Source organism: Moheibacter stercoris (assembly GCF_040545805.1).
In the GTDB taxonomy this organism is placed as follows: Bacteria; Bacteroidota; Bacteroidia; order Flavobacteriales; family Weeksellaceae; genus Moheibacter; species Moheibacter stercoris.
Window position 1 is genome coordinate 55237 of record NZ_JBEPMO010000003.1, and the last position, 20516, is coordinate 75752.

A 20516-nucleotide genomic window follows, 5' to 3' on the forward strand; every position below is an offset into this window, starting at 1 on the left:
TAAGCTATGAAAATCGTAATCGGTGGTGCGGGAGAAGTTGGATTTCATTTGGCAAAATGGCTTTCCAAAGAGATGCAAGATGTTACGGTAATTGATACTGATAAAGAAAAATTACACAACATTGAAAGTAATTTGGACGTATTGGTGCATCGTGGAGATATTACCTCTTTCGATGCGCTTAGAGCCATCAAAGCAGACGAAGCTGATATTTTCATCACCGTTACGCAGCTTCAAAACACCAACTTAACAAGTGCATTGATTGCCAAAAAAATGGGCGCCAAACGAACCATTGCACGTATTACCAATCCCGAGTTTTTAAGACGTGAAAATGCCGTTCCTGTTCAACGAATTGGGATTGATGTTTTGATTAGTCCAGAACAATTGGCTGCAGTTGAAATTCATCAGTTGGTAGAACAATCTGCTTTCAACATGACGCATACCTTTGCCAATGGCGAATTGAAATTGTTCGGAACCATGTTGGACAAAGATTGTAGAATCCTTGGCAAACAAGTTCGTGAAGTAATTGATGTATCGAAGCAAGTTCCCAATTTCATGCCCATTGCCATCATTCGAAACAATGAGAGAGGCGTCCATGAAACCATCATTCCACGTGGCGATACGGTTTATCAATTGAATGATCAAGTTTATTTCATTGCACTCAAACATGCAACCGCTGCTATTTATACGATTCTAGGAAAAAAACAGGAATTTTATAAAAACGTGATTGTTTTAGGTGGAGGAAGTATCGGTAAGAAAACGGTTATGCTGTTAAAAGAAAGCAATCACAATGTAAAATTGATTGAGCGCGATCGAAACAAAGCATTTGACCTAGCCGATGAATTGAATAACATTTTGGTTATCAATGGAGACGGACGTGATGGAGATCTTTTAGAAGAAGAAGGAATTAGCAATTCCGATGCATTTATTGCTGTTACGGGAAGTTCTGAAACCAACATCATGTCTTGCTTGGTAGCCAAATCAAAAGGTGTCAAAAAAACCATTGCCTTGGTGGAAAATATGGACTACATCCATTTGAGTCAAGAAGTTGGAATCAGCGCATTTATCAATAAGAAATTATTGGCTGCTGATAGTATTTTTAGATACATTCGTCAAGGAGATGTATTGGATATCACAGGACTATCTGATGTTGATGCGGAAGTGATGGAATTCAAGGTAGATGAAAATTCACCAATTGCCAATCGAACTTTGAAAGAAATAAAATTCCCCAAAGAATCTATTGTTGGAGGAATTGTTCGAAATAACCAAGGTTTCATTCCAACAAGTGAATTTCGTATTTATAGTGGAGACCGTGTTGTTGTCTTTGTTCAACCTTCTGCCATTTCCAAAATTGGAAAATATTTTCAATGAGAAACATCAACTTTAAAATTATCTTGAATTTGGTGGGCATGTTGATGCTGATCAATGCCCTATTCATGATTGTTTCAGTTATTGTTGCCTTGATTTATAGAGAAGATATTTTCTTACCACTTCTCTTGTCAAGTATTATCACAGCGGTCATGGGATCGGTTTGTTATTTTGGAACTAAAAATTCGCAGAAGAAACTAACCAAACGTGATGGATATTTAATCGTTGCTGCGGGATGGATTTTCTTGATTATAACGGGATCACTCCCCTATTTCATGTCGATTCCCTATCTATCAACCCATACCTTACTCGAAAACGATTTTTCTTCAACCAATTTATTCTACGAAACCATTGCGGGTTATACCACAACAGGATCTAGCATTTTTGAAAATGTTGAGACCTTACCCAATGGACTATTGATGTGGCGAAGTTTAACCCAATGGATTGGTGGAATGGGAATCATTGTTTTAACCATTGCAATTTTGCCTTTGTTGGGAATTGGTGGTATGCAGCTATTTGTTGTGGAGGCACCTGTAATTTCGGCCGATAAAATACATCCTAGAATTACCGATACTGCAAAAAGACTTTGGGTGGTTTATGTCATTCTAACTTTGGCTCAAATTGTCTGTTTATCCCTCGCTGGAATGGGCTTATTTGATGCCATCAATCACGCTTTGACGACCTTATCTTCAGGTGGATTTTCAACTAAAAATGAGAGTACAGCCTATTGGAATCAATTTCCAGCCATCCAATATATACTCATGTTTTTCATGTTTTTATCGGGTGTGAATTTCGTTTTGAATCATTATTTAATCAAAGGAGATTGGAGGAAATTGGTGAAAAATGAAGAGTTTAAATGGTATGTAGGAATTATTACATTTTTATCCATCATCATCGGAACCGTTGTTTTATTTTATGCCAATCCACACCACGAAAGCATTCCACACGCAGTATTAAATGAAAACGGGACACATTACGCATTTGAAGAATCCTTTCGAACCTCTTTCTTTCAGGTAATCTCTGTCATAACAACAACCGGATTTACATCTGCTGACTACACTGCTTGGACACCTTTTGTTTCCATGCTTTTCTTCTCTTTATTATTTGTGGGCGGATCGGCAGGTTCAACTTCTGGAGGCGTAAAAATCATTCGTCATGTAATTTTATTAAAGAATAGTATTTTGGAATTCAAACGATTGATTCATCCAAATGCGATTATTCCAGTTCGCTATAATAAAAAAAGCTTGACTCAAAATATTGTGTACAATATACTTGCGTTTTTTGTGATGTATATGTTCATTTGGATTGTTAGTTCAATCATTTTGGCTTTAATCAATGAAGGGTTAAATCCTGGATACGAAGAATTTATTTCTGCGATGAGTTTGTCAGCGTCATCCTTAGGGAATATAGGATTGGGATTAGGCGATTATAGTCCAACCGAAACTGTTGCCAATTTAACACCTTTAGCCAAATGGTTTTGTGCGTTTCTGATGATACTTGGACGTTTAGAGTTATTTGCGATTCTTATTTTGTTTACGCCCTATTTATGGAAATCTAATTAGAATTTTCAGTGAAAATTCAGTCGGACATCATATTCACCATCAATGAATTATAATAAATATTAAGCTTACTAAATTCAAATTAAATCCTACACAACTATAGATTTCAATTTTATTTTGAAACTTTTATAAAATAGAAAACCCTCCTATACCTAAGTATAACAGGGTTTTCACTTTCGAAACATTTGATAGCGAAAAGGTTTTACTCTTTTCATCGTCTTAACCTTACATCTTCAAGTTGAAAATAGGCTGTTCCGAAAATTTTGAGCATTTACGTTTCATTTCCTTTCAATTCTGTGGAATTTCCTTCTTATTTAAGAATTATTTAGCGGGTTTATCCTTTCGATTAAACCTAGGCTTCAATTTCCTAATTGAAAATCCATTTGGTAAATTACTCATCCAAAATTGATGGAAAAAGAAATAAATCTATTCTACAACCAATTTCGAACATTATTTGATAGAACGATTGTTCAATCAACATAAATTAAATTCTTTAAAAGATCTTCTCAATTTCTTCTCGAAATTTCAATGGAACCTCTAGAAGAATTCGTTTATTAAGTCAAAGTTACAATCTCAATACGTTGAAACCAAAAAAAATCGATGTAGTTTATACACAGTGTTTTAACTTGAGTTATTAACTTTTGTTCATTACTTCTAAAAGCCTTTTCCAGAAAAGACTCTAAAAGATTTACATCATGATTTTTTTTACTTTATCAACAATTGCATCAGCATCCAAACCGTATTTTTTCATCAATTCGGCTGGAGTTCCACTTTCTCCAAAAGTATCATCTGTTGCTACAAACTCTTGACGAGCAGGATATTTCGTTGTCAACAAATGTGCAACGCTTTCTCCTAATCCACCAAGCTTGTTGTGTTCTTCACAAGTAACCACTTTCCCTGTTTTGCGTACAGAACGTAAAATGATGTCTTCATCCAATGGTTTGATGGTGTGAATATTGATTACCTCAGCAGAAATACCTTGTTTTTCCAATTCATTGGCAGCCAACATAGCTTCCCACACCAAATGTCCTGTTGCAACAAGCGTTACATCTGTCCCTTCTTGAATCATGATGCCTTTTCCGATTTCAAAATCTTGGTCAGGTGATGTAAAAACAGGAACGGCTGGACGACCAAATCGAAGGTAAACTGGTCCTTCGTGATCAGCAATTGCTATTGTAGCTGCTTTGGTTTGATTGTAATCACATGGATTGATGACCGTCATTCCTGGCAACATTTTCATCATTCCGATGTCTTCTAAAATTTGGTGAGTTGCCCCATCTTCTCCCAAAGTTAAACCTGCGTGAGAAGCACAAATTTTCACATTCTTCCCTGAATAGGCAACCGATTGACGGATTTGATCATAAACGCGCCCAGTTGAAAAGTTTGCAAATGTTCCCGTAAATGGAATTTTCCCACCAATGGTCAAACCAGCTGCAATCCCAATCATATTGGCTTCTGCGATTCCAACCTGAATGAAACGATCTGGATTTTCCTTTTTGAAATCATCCATTTTCAAAGATCCAATTAAGTCAGCACATAAAGCTACTACGTTTGGATTGGTTCTACCCAATTCAGTCAATCCGTCTCCGAATCCACTACGGGTGTCTTTTTTTTCTGTGTATGTAACGTCAATCATTTTAGTCTAAACTATTTAAAAATTCGTCTAATAATTTTGTGTCATTGTTGTTTAATTTCTCTTTTATGGTAGAGAAATATTTTTGTTCGGCGCGTATGGCATCCAAGGTTCCTTTGTACCATACATTTTCAGGTGAAAATTCCCCCAAATACATGTCGCAAATTTGCCCTGCATAATTTTTAGCATGCAATTTCAATTCTGCGTTAGAAAAGTTTGGAACAATGGAATCCACTTTTTTGCAATAGGTAGGCATGGTTTTCCATAATGGAGAATCTTCTTCTAATTGATCAATTGCATAATCGGTTCCTTCTGGTTTCATTTCTGCGTATTCGCTTACATATGGCGTTAGATATGCATCTAAATCTGCAGCCCAATCATAATCTTCCGCAGCCCAAGCAGCATCTTCGGTTGCCTTTGCAGCAGCCTCTACTACTGAATATTCAGATTTTTGAAGTTTCTCAAAACCCGCTTTGATGAAATTGTAGAACATTTTCTCATCGGCTTTGGTGAAAAGTCCTTCCTTTCGGAAGTTCTTGGTTGCCGTTTTCGCATCGCGAATGGCAAAAGCTTTGAAAGTATCTTCTTCTCCCGCTTTCAAATAATAACTCATGGAACACAAGCTATTCAAATAGTTGGAAGCGATATCCAATGCCTTATCGGTACTGAAATTCAAATCAAAAAATCCTTCGTATTGACAAACTCCAGGTTGGTTTGCATATTCCAATTCATACGTATAGTCGTCTACAGCAACTGGATCTACAAATGAATCCTCATCATATTTTTCAATTTCTGTTTCAAAAGCAGTTCTCAATGAATCTCTTTTGGCAACATAATCCGCATATTCCTTTTGAAAATCAAATTGAATGCTTGAATTAATTTTCTCAATCGCTTTCAAATGAAGCCCTTCAGTTTCGTATAAATCAAATGGAGCAAATTGTAAAATCAAACCTTTTACTTTGGTTCCTTCTTGATTAGGAAAAAGAAAACGAAGATTGTCAATTTCACTTGATTCTTCTACGCAAACCATAAAATCAACAGATTCTACTCCTTCATTGATTGTTTTAATGTAATAATTATTACAAGTTCTTTCCAATATTTTTTTGGATGGAATGTCTGCTTTCACAAATTCTACCTTATGGTATAGCGTATCAATTGGATCACTGTAAAAATCATAGGCGCTAAAACGATCTTTGATTTTGAAATTATTGTTCAAGTTATTGGAATAAATCTCAATGGCTTTACCTTCTTGAAAATAAAGATATCCTGGAGCACCACTCAAGTCATAGGTTTCAAAAAATAACAAAGAAGCTTTTCCTGATTCTGAAAACTTTTGGGGAATATAATGTTTCACAAAAGGTTTCTCATTCATGGATTCATCGTTGGAATAAAAAGAATAGTCCAATGAATAATGCATGTCAAGTTTAGATTGTCCCCAAACCAATGAAAACAAAAGGAAAGTAATGATTAGGTTTATTTTTTTCATCTTAATAATCTCCAAGTTCAGTTACAGGATTTTGAGCCAATGCTTTTTCCAATTGTTCGTCATTTGGAGCTTTACCATGCCAAGCATGCGTCCCCATCATATAGTCAATTCCATTTCCCATTTCGGTGTGAAGGATGATCATAACTGGTTTTCCTTTACCTGTTTCTGATTTTGCTTTTTCCAAAATTGCGATTACTTTTTCTAGGTTGTTTCCTTCTTTTTCTTCCAAAACCAACCATCCAAACGCTTCCATTTTGGCATGCAAATCACCCAAATCCAAAACATCTTTGGTATCTCCGTCAATTTGACGACCATTGTAATCGATGGTAGAAATGATGTTGTCTACTCCTTTTGCAGCAGCAAACATCAAAGCCTCCCAGATTTGTCCTTCTTGCAATTCTCCATCACCGTGAAGAGAATACACCAATTTATCGTCGTTGTTTAGTTTTTTGGCTAAAGCTGCACCAATTGCAACAGACAATCCTTGCCCCAAAGATCCAGAAGCAATTCGAACTCCGGGCAAACCTTCGTGGGTTGTTGGATGTCCTTGCAAACGAGAATCCAATTTTCTAAACGTATTCAATTCCTCAACTGGAAAGAATCCAAATCTAGCCAAGATGCTATAATAAACTGGGGAAATATGTCCGTTTGATAAAAAGAATAAATCTTCTCCGATTCCGTCCATGTTAAAATCGGTGGAATAATCCATTACTTTTCCGTATAAAGCTGTGAAATATTCAGCGCAACCAAGTGATCCTCCCGGATGTCCACTGTTTACGGCATGAACCATTCTCACAATATCTCTACGAGTTTGTTGTACGTGTGTTTGTAATTGCTCTAACGTCATGATGATTTCTTTGTGTGCAAAAGTAGTATTTTGAGTCCACAAAAACATGCTAAAAAGCTTGGACTTATAAAGAAAACAAGATGACTTTTCAACATCTATTTGTTATCCAAACAAAGTTTTAAAGGCCACAGGAATATAATTGATCAAATCGGTCGCCATGATACTTTCTTCTCCCAATTGTTGCGATGCTACATCTCCAGAAAAACCATGAAGAAACACACCAAATATTGCAGCTTCAGAAGCATTGTATTGTTTCGCATACAATCCTGCGATGATTCCTGCCAAAACATCACCACTTCCTGCCGTAGCCATTCCTGGATTTCCAGAAGAATTGAAATAAGCTTCTCCATTTGCGAGAAATGTTTGCGTAATAAAGCCTTTGGCAACAATGACCAATTCATGGGATTGCACAAAAGATTGAATTTTCTCAATTTTATCATAAGAATTTTCCCACGATCCAATCAAACGTTCCAGTTCCTTATCATGTGGCGTCAAAATGGTTTCTTTGGGTAATTTCTCAAGTAAGTTCGGATGATTGCTCAACAAATTGATTCCATCAGCATCGATGATTAATTTCTTGTCAGACAAATCATTTTCCGATAAAAATTCTTCAAAAGCCCGATAAGTTTTCTCATCGGTTCCCATTCCAGGGCCAATCACAATAGTATCATAACGTTCCACATTGGGAAATTTTGTAATCATTTCATCTGAAAAATCAGTTTGAACCATTGCCTCTGGCAAAGCTGTTTGAATTACCGAATACCCACATTTTGGAACATACATAGTAACCAATCCAGCACCTGATTTAAAAACCGCTTTTGCAGCCAACAAACTCGCTCCTATTTTCCCATAACTTCCGCCAATCACCAAAACATTTCCATAATCATACTTATGGCTGAATTTTGGACGTTTGAAATAAAATTGTGGAACATAATTCATTGAAAAATAACCCAATTGAGAATCTTCCTTTTCAATGGATTCTAAATCCAAACTGATGTCCAATATTTCAAATTCATTGACATATTGCTGATTTTCTGGAATTAATAAGGATAATTTCGGAGTTTGAAAGGTTAAGGTAACTTCTGATTCCACAATTGGATCCTTTTCTGAATTCAATTGATCACAAAACAATCCCGATGGAACATCAACCGAAATCACCGTATTGGGAGATTGATTGATCTGGTCAATAATCGGCTTCCACTCATCACCTATAGGGCGATTCAATCCATATCCGAATATCGCATCAATCAGAATGGAATTGGGAATAATTTCCAATTTCGTGGTCTCATCGTAGTATTCAAATGGTATTTTCAAATCCTTTAGACGCTTCTGATTGGTCAAATTATCGAGCGAATAGGAATTATTTTTCTGCAAATAAATTTTGACATTGGCTTTTTCTTCCCACAGCAATCTTCCTAGCGCCAATCCATCTCCTCCATTGTTTCCAACTCCACAAATAATAGTAAAGGAATTTTTGGAAACATCTATTTTTGATTTTAACCAATTCAAAATGGCATTGGCTGCTCGCTCCATTAAATTGATAAGTTCTATGTCTTGAATCGTGATCGTTTGAGTTTCGACTCTTTTGAGTTGTTCTGGTGATAAAATCTTCATGTTTTAAAAATAAAAAAATCCCGACAGAATCGGGATTGAAATATCTTAAAGTTTCGATAATTTATTGTTTTGAGAATACCAATTTGGTTGGGATTCCTCCTGCTGATAAATTCAATTCAAATTTATTGATAACCCCAGAAGTTGTGATAGGACTAAATGAATTTGGCAATACAGTAGAACTCGCATTTCCTGTCAACGTTAAGGTATACGTATTTCCACTTTTCGCCCAAGTACCTCCAACCGTTTCTTTCGCCACACAATCATTTGTATTGTTCAATTCAAAACCATTTTCTACATATGTTCCTCCAGTCACAAATTGAAATGTACCTTTGTAAGGACAATAATCATCTACATTGTGTTCAACACCATTGATGAAAACTTGTGTAACTTTCCAAGTTCCTACCATCGTAAATTGAGGAGTTGACCCATTGTCATCATCAGAACTACAAGAAACCATTCCAAGTCCAACGAACATAGCAAGCATTAAGGCAAATACATTTTTCATAAATTAATTTTTGTTTAGGGTTATAACGTTATTTTTTTCAAAAAATTTTAGCTGAGGCATCAATTTTCATACCATTCGCCTCTATGAGGTTTCAAAGCATCTCGAACTGCAATCATTTCATTCTCATCGACTACCAAATAGGCTACCGAATACATTTCTGAAATAGTTTCAACTCCCGTAATATTATTCATCAATTTTTCCGCTTGAATGAATTCCTTCAAATGAATTTCATGGTGTTCTGCCGTTTTTTGCGCATCGGGTCCACGAAAATCCCAAATTAATCTCAATTTCTTTTCCATCTTTTAATTTTCAGCTAGGCAAATCTAAATCTTTTCAAACGAAGTTTTGATTCCTTTGATCAAAGAAGAACTAAATCCTTGGTGTTCCATTTCGTTTAAGCCCACAATCGTACATCCTTTTGGAGTTGTCACTTTATCGATTTCTTGTTCCGGATGCAAACCATTCTGAATCAATAATTCGGCAGCGTCTTTTACCGTTTGGGTAACAATTTTCGAAGCGGTCTGTGAATCAAATCCAATTTCAACACCACCTTGAATCATCGCACGAATGAATCGCAAAACATAGGCAATTCCACAAGCTCCCACAACAGTTGCGGCATTCATCAATTTTTCGGTAATGAAAATCGTTTCTCCAATCGACTGAAAAATATCTTCTACTTCTTTTCTTCCTTCCTCGGAATTTCCGCAAATACAACTCATGGATTCCGAAACCGCTGCTGCCGTATTGGGCATGGCTCGAAATATAGGTTGTTGATTTCCTATAATTTTTTGCATCGAAGAAATTTCAATTCCGGTTGCCACCGATACTATTATGGTGGAAGGTTGAAGATAAGGTTGAATTTCTTTCAGAATCTCTAATACTTTGTAGGGTTTTACCGCTAAAATCACCACGTCAGCAACGGGAACAATTTCAGCATTCTTTTGGGAAACAATCATTCCCATCTTTTTCAAATGTTCAATTTTCTGAATTTGATTGCGGCTCAACAAAATATTTTCTGCCTTTCGTTTTTGCTTTTTCACCAAACCTTCTGCAATGGAAATCCCTAAATTCCCTGCTCCAATAATTGCTACGTTCTTTGTTTTCATTTGTTAATTTATTTGCATAAAAAAAACGCTCTCCCATGGGAAAGCGTTTTCACTTAATATTTTTGACACAAACATACCTTTCCCTAAACTTTTAAGAAAAATGGGGGCCAAGTATGGATGTTGTTTTGTTGCATTTTTTAATTTCTTCACCAAAGAACGAACTATTAATTCAATTTGACAAAAAATATTTGAAGGGAATCTTCCTTTAAAAATCTGAAATTAACATAATATTTTCTCCTCAATATTTTTGAAGCCAAGCAATTGTAGTACCTTTGCACCTTCAAAATGAAGAAAGATTTAACAGCATACGATCCGAAGGAATTTATCATCATCAAAGGTGCTAAACTCCATAATTTAAAGAACATAGATTTAGCCATTCCCAAAAATAAATTGGTGGTGATTACGGGACTTTCGGGTTCTGGAAAATCTTCCTTGGCTTTTGATACTTTGTATGCAGAAGGTCAACGTCGTTATGTAGAGAGTTTGTCTTCCTATGCGCGTCAATTCATGGGGAAATTGGACAAACCTCAAGTGGATTATATCAAAGGAATTGCTCCTGCGATTGCGATTCAACAAAAAGTAATCAGCACAAATCCTCGTTCGACTGTAGGAACAACGACCGAAATCTATGATTACTTAAAATTATTGTTTGCCCGAATTGGAAAAACCTATTCCCCTATTTCAGGTGAATTGGTGCAAAAGCAAACCGTAACCCATGTGGTGGATTATATTCAATCTTTGGACAATGGTTCCAAAATTTTGATATTATCGCCTGTCCTTCTTTCTTCAGATCGAACGTTTACAGAACAACTAAATGTTTTGCAGCAACAAGGTTTCTCACGATTGGATGTCGATGGAAATCAGGTGAAAATTGAAGATTTAATCGAATTCAAATTTGAACCTAAAAAAGATACCAAAGTATTCTTGGTCATCGACCGAATTGAAACCCAAGACGACGAATCTTTCTATCATCGTTTAGCCGATTCGATTCAAACAGCCTTTTTTGAAGGAAATGGAGAATTAATCATTAAAGATGTAGATAAAAATACCGAAAAACCTTTCTCAAGCGCATTTGAATTGGATGGTATTTCGTTTAACGATCCAACCATTCATTTCTTCAGTTTCAACAATCCCTATGGAGCTTGTCCAACTTGTGAAGGATATGGAAAAGTCATCGGGATTGATGAGAATTTGGTGATTCCTAACAAGAAATTATCGATTTATGAAGATGCGGTAGTAGCTTGGAAAGGGGATAAAATGAGCGAATGGAAAGATGATTTCATTCGAAAAGCGGTCAAATTTGATTTTCCTATTCACAAACCTTATTATGAATTATCCGATTCTCAAAAAGAAATTCTTTGGAGAGGAAAAGGTAATTGGGAAGGAATTGACGGATTTTTCCAAATGGTAGAATCCAATACCTATAAAATTCAATACCGTGTCATGCTTTCTCGTTACAGAGGGAAAACGGTTTGTCCGACTTGTAAAGGAAAACGTCTACGCAAAGAGGCTTCTTATGTAAAAGTAAATGAGAAAGCGATTCAAGACTTGGTGGATTTGCCTTTGGACGAATTGAAAGTATTCTTCGATCAAATTCAATTAAGCCAATACGAAGAGAAGGTTGCGAAACGAATTTTGTTTGAGATCCGTAGTCGAATCGAATTCTTGATCGATGTTGGTTTGAGTTATTTAACCTTAAATCGCGCTTCCAATACGCTTTCGGGTGGAGAAAGTCAACGAATTAATTTGGCGACTTCACTGGGAAGTAGTTTGGTAGGTTCCATGTATATTTTAGACGAACCATCCATCGGATTGCACTCCAAAGACACCGAACGATTGATTGGAATTTTGCGCAAACTTCGTGATTTGGGAAATTCTGTGATTGTGGTAGAGCACGACGAAGACATCATCAAAGCAGCTGATTATATCATTGACATTGGTCCTGAAGCTGGAACCCATGGAGGTGAAGTTGTTTTTGAAGGAACTTATGAGGAATTGATGAAAGCCAATACGTTGACGGCTGATTACCTCAACGGCCGATTGGAAATTGAAGTTCCAAAAAATAGAATTCCATTTAAAAACTTTGTCGAAATCAAAGGAGCGCGTGAGAATAACTTAAAAAATCTCGATGTAAAATTCCCATTGAATACGTTGACCGTTGTGACAGGTGTTTCCGGATCGGGAAAAAGTACCTTGATGAAAGAAATTTTAACGCCTGCCATTCAACGAAATTTAGGAATTTACGGAAATAAAATCGGTGATTATGATGAAATCACGGGTTCCATTCAACGCATTCACAACATTGAATTGATCGATCAAAATCCGATTGGAAAATCATCTCGATCCAATCCAGTTACTTATGTGAAAGCTTACGACGATATCCGAAATCTATTCGCCAAACAAAAAGCAAGTAAATTGATGGGCTTTCAACCGAAACATTTTTCGTTCAATGTCGATGGTGGTCGATGTGATACATGTAAAGGGGAAGGAACCATTACGATTGAAATGCAGTTCATGGCCGATGTAGAATTGGAATGTGAAACTTGCCATGGTCATCGATTCAAAAAAGAAATTCTTGAGGTCAAATACCAAGACAAAAATATTTCGGAAATCCTGCATATGACTGTGGATGATGCGGTCGAGTTTTTCCAAAAACACAAAGAATCCAAAATTGTCGAGAAAATATTGCCTCTTCAAGAAACGGGTTTGGGCTATGTTCAATTGGGACAATCCTCCAACACGCTTTCGGGAGGAGAAGCCCAACGAATCAAATTGGCTTCCTTTTTAACCAAAGGTCAAACTCAGAAACAGACTTTGTTCATCTTTGACGAACCAAGCACCGGATTACATTTCCACGATGTTAAGAAACTCTTGAAAGCTTTGAGAGCCTTGATTGAAATTGGCCATACCGTTTTTGTGATTGAACACCATATGGACATCATCAAAGCAGCCGATTGGATTATCGACATTGGTCCAGACGGTGGAAAACATGGTGGAGAAGTTGTCGCAGAAGGCACACCCGAAGATGTTGCCAAAGTTGAGGCATCGCATACTGGTGAGTATTTACAAGAGAAATTAGAAGTTAAACATTTAAATTAATGTGTGATTTTTAAATTTTGAATATATTGAGTTGACTAAAAACTTAATAATATGAAAATTCAGAATTTTACACTTAGGCTATCTGAAACTTTTTATCTGGAAGATTTAAGACAAATAAATCGATTTCTTGATAAAAATGAAATAATTAAATCAACTGAATCTTTTTCTATAGATCCATTTCCCTGCTGGAATATTTTGGTATTCTACAATTCGAAGAATAAAGAAGAAATCCTTGAAGAATTAAATGATGAGCAAATCAAAATATTTGATGCGTTAAAATCATGGAGATATCAAACTTCTAAAAAATTAAATATTCCCGCTTTTAGAATTTTCTCCAATTCTACTCTAAGCAATTTAGCTAAAAATCCGCCTAAAACCAAAGAAAATCTATTTGAAATAAAAGGCATAGGAAAAAATATAATAGACGAATGGGGAGATGAGATTATGCAACTTTTAGATTCTATCTGATTATTTTTTTTATTTATAAAATTTCAGCTTCCTACCTCCAACTCCCATCCTTAAAATAGCCCAGATGGAAGTGGATATCCTTTTTTGGTTGTGAAGATTTTTTGTCGGATAAAAAGAGTGGAACGAAGTGAACTCCTTTTTTGCCGAAACAAAAAACGAACAAGCAAAAAAGATAGAAACAAACAGCTGGAATGGCTTCTAAAAAATCAGTATCAAAACATCAAATAAATTTAACGGACTTTCTTTTTTCATGAGGTTTATGTTCGCTAAATTTGGATGGAATTCAAGAAATGGAAGGAAAAGAAAAAATCTGGAACAAAAATTTCATCATTGCATGCGTGGCGAACTTTTTGGTGGCTTGTTCTTTTAACCTTTTGATGCCGACCATTCCCATTTATCTTTCGGAAGTTTTAGAGGTTCCACATTCCAAAATCGGAATTGTACTTTCTTCTTATGCGATTGCATTGTTACTAATCCGTCCGTTTTGCGGGTATTGGGTCGATGTTTATTCGCGGAAACCTTTATTTCTATTGGGACTCACCGTTTTCATTGCAACTTTTTTCGGCTATTATTTCGCCACAACGGTAGTGTTTTTGGTGATTTTACGATTCATTCATGGAATGTCTTGGGGATTGGCAACAGTTTCGGCCAATACGGTCGCGATTGACATCATTCCTGCTTCGAGACGTGCAGAAGGAATCGGATATTTTGGAGTAAACACCAACATTGCGATGGCGGTTGCGCCTTATATTGCCGTGATGATTTATGACTCCTATGGATTTCAAACCTTGATCACCTGTGCTTTGTTCATGGGATTTTTGTCAATTTTGGTGGTGATGTTCATCCAAGTTCCCAAACGACAACGATTGGACAAAATTCCGCCGATTTCCTTGGACCGATTTTTATTACTCAAATCCATTCCGATTTTCATCAATCAATTGTTTTTGGCATTTGGATGGGGAACTTTGATTTCCTACGCTGTATTGTATGGCAAAGAAACGGGAATTCAAAATGCGGGAATTTTCTTTTTGTTTTTGGCTGGAGGAATTGTTCTATCAAGAGTAACTTCTGGTCGATTTGTGGATCGTGGACATCTTCATAAAGTAATGGTCGTTGCCTTGTTGGTCATCAGTTTAGGATTTGTAGGATTTGCTCTTTTGCATAGCATTTATTTCTTCTGTTTGTCTGCACTTTTGATCGGAATCGGATACGGAACTTTGTTTCCTGCCTTGCAAACCATGTACATCAACATGGCGCCAGGTTCCAAAAGAGGAACGGCCAATTCGACCTATTTAACAGGATTTGATTTAGGAATTGGTATAGGGATGTTGCTAGGTGCATATTTTGGTGATCATTTCGGATTTGAAATGATGTACCTCATCACAGCAGGTTTTTGCCTATTTGCTTTGGTTTATTATTGGTTTATTTCACGCCCTGTTTTTGAGAAAAATAAGATTCAGGGAAATAATTGATATATTTCAACTATGAATAAAATTCTATTTTTCCTTTTACTTTTAAACTTCTCGTTTTCTTATAGTCAAGAAACTTTAAGTCAATATGATATTTATTTTAAAGATGGTTTGGTTTATCATCATGCAACTAAAAAATTAGTAAGTGAGTCGGTAGATTTTAAAGGTAAAAAAGGAAAGGGAGTAATTGAAGAATATGAGGAGGGAAAACTCATAAGTGAAAAATATTATTATTCAAAAGAAGGAAAGCAAACTATATATGAGGAATATTATTATGATTCCACCCAAAAACTTATAAAACGAATTCGAAATTTCGATGGTAAAGATCGATATGAAGTTTACTCCTATGATGAGAATGGAAAAGTAAAGTCTTATGATTATCTTCTAAAAGGAGAAATTCAACAACACAAAGAATACTTAAATGGCAAGAAGCATGGAATTTGGTATTGCATTGAAAAAGACGGCAGCCCATGCGAAATGAAATATGAAAATGGAAAAAAAATAAAAAATTGTCAATAAAATAGAGAATTTTTTTTCTATAATTTTTTAACAATTAAGTTGAAAAATTGGCCTGCATTTTGTTAATGAAATACTAATATTTTAACAATTCATTAACTTAATACGATTTCAACTTTTATGTTCCCAAAATTCTCTCGTGTTGCCTTCCTTTTCCTAGGAAGTTTCTTTTTCCTTCAATGCCAAACAGACAAACCTTCTATCGGTTTACAACCTATTAAAACGAAAGTTTCCTTGGAAAACAGACAAAAGGTTGCTCCTCCAATTAGTCCAGAATCTATTACAAAAAGTTCCAAGAAATACGTGTACATCACCTTTGATGATGGACCGAATAAAGGAACTTCCCATGTTATTCAATCTCTTCAAAGAGAAAAAGTTCCTGCTACTTTGTTTTTGGTGGGTTCACACATCAAAGGAAGTAAAGCCCAAGAACGAAATTTTGAAATGATCATACAAGATACCTTGTTCCAAATTGCCAATCATAGCTATTCGCATGCGAACAATAAATTTTCTGAATTTTATAAGGATTCTGTGAAAGTTTTGGAAGATTTCAACCGAATGAATGATAGTTTAAATAGAAAATTAATGATTGCCAGAACACCTGGACGTAATATTTGGCGATTGGATTCTATCAAGGAAACCGATTTAAAATCCTCAGAAAAAGCTGCAGATTATTTGGCGAAAAATGAATTTATATTGGTAGGTTGGGATGTTGAATGGAAATCGGATTCAACTTATAAAGTGAAAGAAACAGGAAAAGAAATCATGGCGATCATCGATTCGACTTTTTCCAATAATCGTGTTCAAACAGAAAACCATTTGGTTTTGTTAACACATGATCAATATTTTCGTGATGAAAATAGTGTGAAGGAATTGGATGATTTGCTTCAAATTTTAAACAAACGAGAAGATATTGAGCTACGAAAGATGAAGGATTATCCGGGAATCAAAGCGGACATTAACTAAATAAAAAAAGACGGATGAGGATCCGTCTTTTTCAGTATATTCAATTAGTTTCTTATTGATTTCCTTTTGCGTGATCGGCTAAGAATTGTGCCAAACCAATATCGGTCAATGGGTGTTTCAACAATCCCATGATAGATGATAAAGGTCCAGTCATCACATCTGCACCGATTTTTGCGCAATTGACAATGTGCATCGTATGACGAACGGAAGCTGCTAAAATTTGGGTATCAAACAAATAATTATCGTAAACGATTCTGATTTCTTCGATCAAATTCATGCCATCAGTTGAGATATCATCCAATCTTCCCAAAAACGGAGAAACATAAGTCGCTCCTGCTTTGGCTGCTAACAATGCCTGACCAACTGAGAAAACCAAGGTTACATTGGTTTTGATTCCTTTTTCGGTAAAGTATTTACAAGCTTTGATTCCATCTTTGGTCATGGGAATTTTCACGACGATTTGGTCGTTCAATTTCGCCAACTCCTCGCCTTCTTTGATCATTCCTTCGAAATCTGTCGCGATCACCTCAGCACTTACATCTCCATCAACGATTTCACAAATGTCACGGTAATGTTGCAAAATGTTTTCTTGCCCCGTAATTCCTTCTTTTGCCATCAAAGATGGATTGGTCGTTACACCATCTAAAACGCCTAAATCTTGTGCTTCCTTGATGTCATTTAGATTGGCTGTGTCGATAAAAAATTTCATATTATTTTGTTATTTGCGTGAATTATTATGAAGCTGTAAAATTAAGCCTTTTCGGTATTATTTGATTCCAAAAAGCATTTTATTTTGACTTAAAATACAAGTTGCAAATTCGTGGATTTAATTTCAGAATAAAAAGAAAAAGCCAAGAAGGATTCGCATAAAGTGTTTTCGTATATTTGGCTCAGAAAATTTAGTTATGAAATCAGCATTTTCTTTTTTATTCATCCTAAGTACATTCGTTTTACATGCACAATCGGTATCCAATTATCGATACATCATCATACCTCAAAGCTTTACAAGTTTTGAAGAAGATCAATTTCATTTAGGACCTGTTTTCAAGCAATTTGTAAAAAACAAATCCTACGAAGGAATCACAGAAAACCCAGCTTATTGGCCTTCAGATATGCATAACAATCCGTGCAGAGCCTTGACGGTTGATATGGAGAAAGAAAGAAGTTGGAGAAAAAATATCATACTCGTACATTTAAAAAACTGTGAGGGACAAATCCTAGAAACTTTTCGTGGAGAATCGAGTATAAAAGATTACAAAGAAGGATATCAGGACGCCATGAGAATTGCTTTAAAAACTTTGAAACCTTCTCATCCCACTGAAATCGTTTATGGTACAATTCCAGAGCCTAAAGAAACTGTACGAATTGAAGAAAAAGTAGAAACAAAAGTTCCCGCTTCTGCACCATCTATTTCGTTGGGAACGGAATTTAAAAGTGGAAATACCATCGTTCAATTAACGGAATTAAAAGATGGTTCATTGGCTTTGATTGAAAAATCTTCCAATACAGTTATTGCTTTGTTGAAACCTACTAGCAGAGCTGGAATTTATCAAGCTACCGTAACAAATGGCAACCATCAATATACGACTGTTGGATATTATGACGGAGAAACAATTGGTATTGATTATTTGAATTCTTCTAACGAATTTGAATTAAAAGAATTCAAAAAAGTACAATAACTCAACCCTTAGAATCATATATGAAAATTATTCAAAAACCGCTTTCAGCTTTAGCATTGGTTATAGCTGTAGCAAATTTAAATGCACAATCTATGCAAGCGCCAAAAGCGAAAACCATTGAAAAACGTTTAGAAAAACATGGTGATATTCGTATTGACAATTATTATTGGTTAAACGAACGTGAAAATCCAGAAGTAATTCAGTACCTGAATGATGAAAACGACTATACCGATTTCATGATGAAGGATACCGAAGAACTTCAGAAAAATTTATTTGACGAAATCAAAGGGAGAATCAAAGAAGATGACTCCTCTGTTCCTTATAAATTGAATGGTTATTATTACATCACGCGTTACGAAACAGGTGGTCAATATCCAATTCATACACGTAGAAAAGGAAACATTGATGCTCCAGAAGAAATTTTGTTCAATGTAAACGAAATGGCAAAAGGTTTTTCATATTATAACTTAAATGGTTTAAATGTTTCGGAAAACAACCAATACGCAGCTTTTGGACAAGATACTGTAAGTAGAAGAATTTATACCATACAAATCAAAGATTTGAAAACGGGTAAAATATTATCAGACAAATTGGAAAACACAACGGGTGGTTCAGTTTGGGCGGCAGACAACAAAACGCTTTTCTATACCCGAAAAGATGAAACCTTACGTTCGTACCAAATTTGGAAACATATCTTGGGAACTCCACAAAGTGCTGATGTTTTGGTATACGAAGAAAAAGATGATACCTTCAATACCTATGTGTACAAAACGAAATCTCGTAAGTACATCATCATTGGTAGCGGAAGTACTGTTTCTGACGAATATCGCTTCATTCCAGCTGATCAACCCAATGCAAAATGGACCATCTTCCAAAAACGTCAACGTGATTTAGAATACAGCATTGAACATTATGGATCTGACTTTTATATCATGACCAATAAAGACAATGCAACCAATTTCAAATTGATGAAAACTCCGGTTACCAAAACTGGAAAGTCGAATTGGAAAGATGTTATTCCTCACAGAGAAGATTATTTCCTAGAGAATTTTGAAATCTACAATGATTACCTTGTTTTAGAAGAAAGAACCAATGGTTTGACTCAACTGAACATCAGAACTTGGGATGGGAAAACGCAATACAATTTACCTTTCAAAGAAGAAGTTTATTCAGCATACATTGGATTCAATCCAGATTTTGACTCCAAAATTTTACGTTATGGCTATACTTCGATGACGACTCCAAACTCAACCATTGATTTCAACATGGAAGACAAAACGAGTGAAGTGAAAAAAGAACAAGTCGTTTTAGGAGATTTCAACAAAGACAATTATGTAACCAAACGCCTTTGGGTAACGGCTCGTGATGGTGTAAAGGTTCCAGTTTCTATTGTTCATAGAAAAGATTTGGTGATCAATGAAAATACGCCTTTGTTGCAATATGCCTATGGTTCGTATGGTTCAACCATGGATGTTTACTTTAGTTCAGGAAGATTGAGCTTGTTGGATCGAGGATTTATTTATGCATTGGCTCACATTCGTGGCGGACAAGAATTAGGTAGAAATTGGTACGAAGATGGAAAAATGTTAAACAAGAAAAATACTTTCAACGATTTCGTGGATATTTCGAAATATTTCATTGAGAACAAATATACCTCTGCCAAACATCTTTATGCGATGGGTGGATCTGCAGGCGGATTGTTAATGGGTGCGATTATCAACCAAGCACCAGAAATCTACAATGGAATTGTTGCTCAAGTTCCTTTCGTGGATGTCGTAACCACGATGTTGGATGATTCGATTCCTTTGACAACTGGGGAATATGACGAATGGGGAAATCCAAATGATAAAAAATATTATGACTACATGAAATCCTATTCGCCGTATGACAATATTGAAAGAAAGAGCTATCCGAATATGTTGGTAACAACAGGTTTGCATGATTCTCAAGTTCAATATTGGGAACCTGCGAAATGGGTTGCAAAGTTGAGAGAAATGAAAACCGACAATAATTTGTTGTTGCTAAAAACCGATATGACTGCGGGTCATGGTGGAGCTTCAGGGCGTTTTGAAGCCATCAAAGAAGTTGCTTTGGAATATGCATTCATTTTCAAATTAGAAGGCATTACAAAATAGAATTTCGAAATTCGAATACAAATATGAAAATGGATTGGGGAAACTCAGTCCATTTTTTTTATTTTAAAC

Annotated in this window: 17 protein-coding genes; 9 read left to right on the plus strand and 8 right to left on the minus strand. The window is 35.7% G+C overall.

The window, feature by feature from the left end:
* The first annotated feature begins 6 nt into the window (after positions 1-6).
* Both trkA and ABID46_RS03575 read left to right on the plus strand, forming a co-directional pair.
* Entirely contained in the window at positions 7-1368 is a 1362-nt protein-coding gene (trkA, locus tag ABID46_RS03570) for a Trk system potassium transporter TrkA (protein WP_354507146.1), read from the plus strand.
* Complete coding sequence (locus ABID46_RS03575) at positions 1365-2927, plus strand: TrkH family potassium uptake protein (RefSeq protein WP_354507148.1); 1563 nt, start codon at positions 1365-1367, stop codon at positions 2925-2927. Before trkA ends, ABID46_RS03575 begins: the two co-directional genes overlap by 4 nt.
* A gap of 685 nt (positions 2928-3612) precedes the next feature.
* On the opposite strand, the gene ABID46_RS03580 is transcribed toward ABID46_RS03575, so the two are convergent.
* From ABID46_RS03580 to proC, 7 genes are all read right to left on the minus strand, one after another.
* Entirely contained in the window at positions 3613-4560 is a 948-nt protein-coding gene (locus ABID46_RS03580) for a transketolase family protein (protein ID WP_354507150.1), read from the minus strand.
* 1 nt (position 4561) lies between these two features.
* The gene (locus ABID46_RS03585) at positions 4562-6043 is read right to left on the minus strand and encodes a hypothetical protein (protein WP_354507152.1); all 1482 of its coding nucleotides are present in this window, start codon (positions 6041-6043) and stop codon (positions 4562-4564) included.
* Position 6044: 1 nt separating this feature from the next.
* On the minus strand, positions 6045-6890 hold the full coding sequence (locus ABID46_RS03590) for a transketolase (RefSeq protein WP_435529319.1): 846 nt from the start codon (positions 6888-6890) through the stop codon (positions 6045-6047).
* A gap of 102 nt (positions 6891-6992) precedes the next feature.
* Positions 6993-8504: an NAD(P)H-hydrate dehydratase gene (locus tag ABID46_RS03595; RefSeq protein ID WP_354507153.1), complete on the minus strand. Its 1512-nt coding sequence runs from the start codon at positions 8502-8504 to the stop codon at positions 6993-6995.
* Positions 8505-8565: 61 nt separating this feature from the next.
* The gene (locus tag ABID46_RS03600; protein ID WP_354507154.1) at positions 8566-9009 is read right to left on the minus strand and encodes a lipocalin-like domain-containing protein; all 444 of its coding nucleotides are present in this window, start codon (positions 9007-9009) and stop codon (positions 8566-8568) included.
* Positions 9010-9068: 59 nt separating this feature from the next.
* On the minus strand, positions 9069-9308 hold the full coding sequence (locus ABID46_RS03605) for a hypothetical protein (protein WP_354507155.1): 240 nt from the start codon (positions 9306-9308) through the stop codon (positions 9069-9071).
* A gap of 24 nt (positions 9309-9332) precedes the next feature.
* Positions 9333-10115, minus strand: a complete 783-nt coding sequence (proC, locus tag ABID46_RS03610) for a pyrroline-5-carboxylate reductase (protein WP_354507157.1) — start codon at positions 10113-10115, stop codon at positions 9333-9335.
* Between the two features lie 285 nt (positions 10116-10400).
* On the opposite strand from proC, the gene uvrA reads away from it, so the two are divergent.
* The 5 genes from uvrA to ABID46_RS03635 all read left to right on the plus strand — a co-directional run bounded on the left by uvrA (position 10401) and on the right by ABID46_RS03635 (position 16633).
* Positions 10401-13214, plus strand: coding sequence for an excinuclease ABC subunit UvrA (gene uvrA, locus ABID46_RS03615; protein WP_354507159.1), 2814 nt, complete (start codon positions 10401-10403; stop codon positions 13212-13214).
* 51 nt (positions 13215-13265) lie between these two features.
* Entirely contained in the window at positions 13266-13682 is a 417-nt protein-coding gene (locus ABID46_RS03620) for an HRDC domain-containing protein (protein WP_354507161.1), read from the plus strand.
* A 272-nt stretch (positions 13683-13954) separates the two neighbouring features.
* Complete coding sequence (locus ABID46_RS03625; RefSeq protein WP_354507163.1) at positions 13955-15154, plus strand: MFS transporter; 1200 nt, start codon at positions 13955-13957, stop codon at positions 15152-15154.
* Positions 15155-15166: 12 nt separating this feature from the next.
* Positions 15167-15670: a hypothetical protein gene (locus ABID46_RS03630; RefSeq protein WP_354507165.1), complete on the plus strand. Its 504-nt coding sequence runs from the start codon at positions 15167-15169 to the stop codon at positions 15668-15670.
* Positions 15671-15787: 117 nt separating this feature from the next.
* Positions 15788-16633 carry a polysaccharide deacetylase family protein gene (locus ABID46_RS03635; RefSeq protein WP_354507167.1) on the plus strand — a complete coding sequence of 282 codons (846 nt, stop codon included), beginning with the start codon at positions 15788-15790 and terminating at the stop codon, positions 16631-16633.
* 52 nt (positions 16634-16685) lie between these two features.
* Here the strand turns inward: ABID46_RS03635 and fsa are convergent, their stop codons facing one another.
* A complete protein-coding gene (gene fsa / locus ABID46_RS03640) occupies positions 16686-17342 on the minus strand; it encodes a fructose-6-phosphate aldolase (RefSeq protein ID WP_354507169.1) in 657 nt (218 codons plus the stop codon).
* A gap of 196 nt (positions 17343-17538) precedes the next feature.
* On the opposite strand from fsa, the gene ABID46_RS03645 reads away from it, so the two are divergent.
* The gene (locus ABID46_RS03645; protein ID WP_354507171.1) at positions 17539-18312 is read left to right on the plus strand and encodes a hypothetical protein; all 774 of its coding nucleotides are present in this window, start codon (positions 17539-17541) and stop codon (positions 18310-18312) included.
* 20 nt (positions 18313-18332) lie between these two features.
* Positions 18333-20447 (plus strand): S9 family peptidase, encoded by a 2115-nt coding sequence (locus ABID46_RS03650; RefSeq protein WP_354507173.1) that lies wholly within the window; start codon positions 18333-18335, stop codon positions 20445-20447.
* Positions 20448-20516 lie beyond the last annotated feature (69 nt).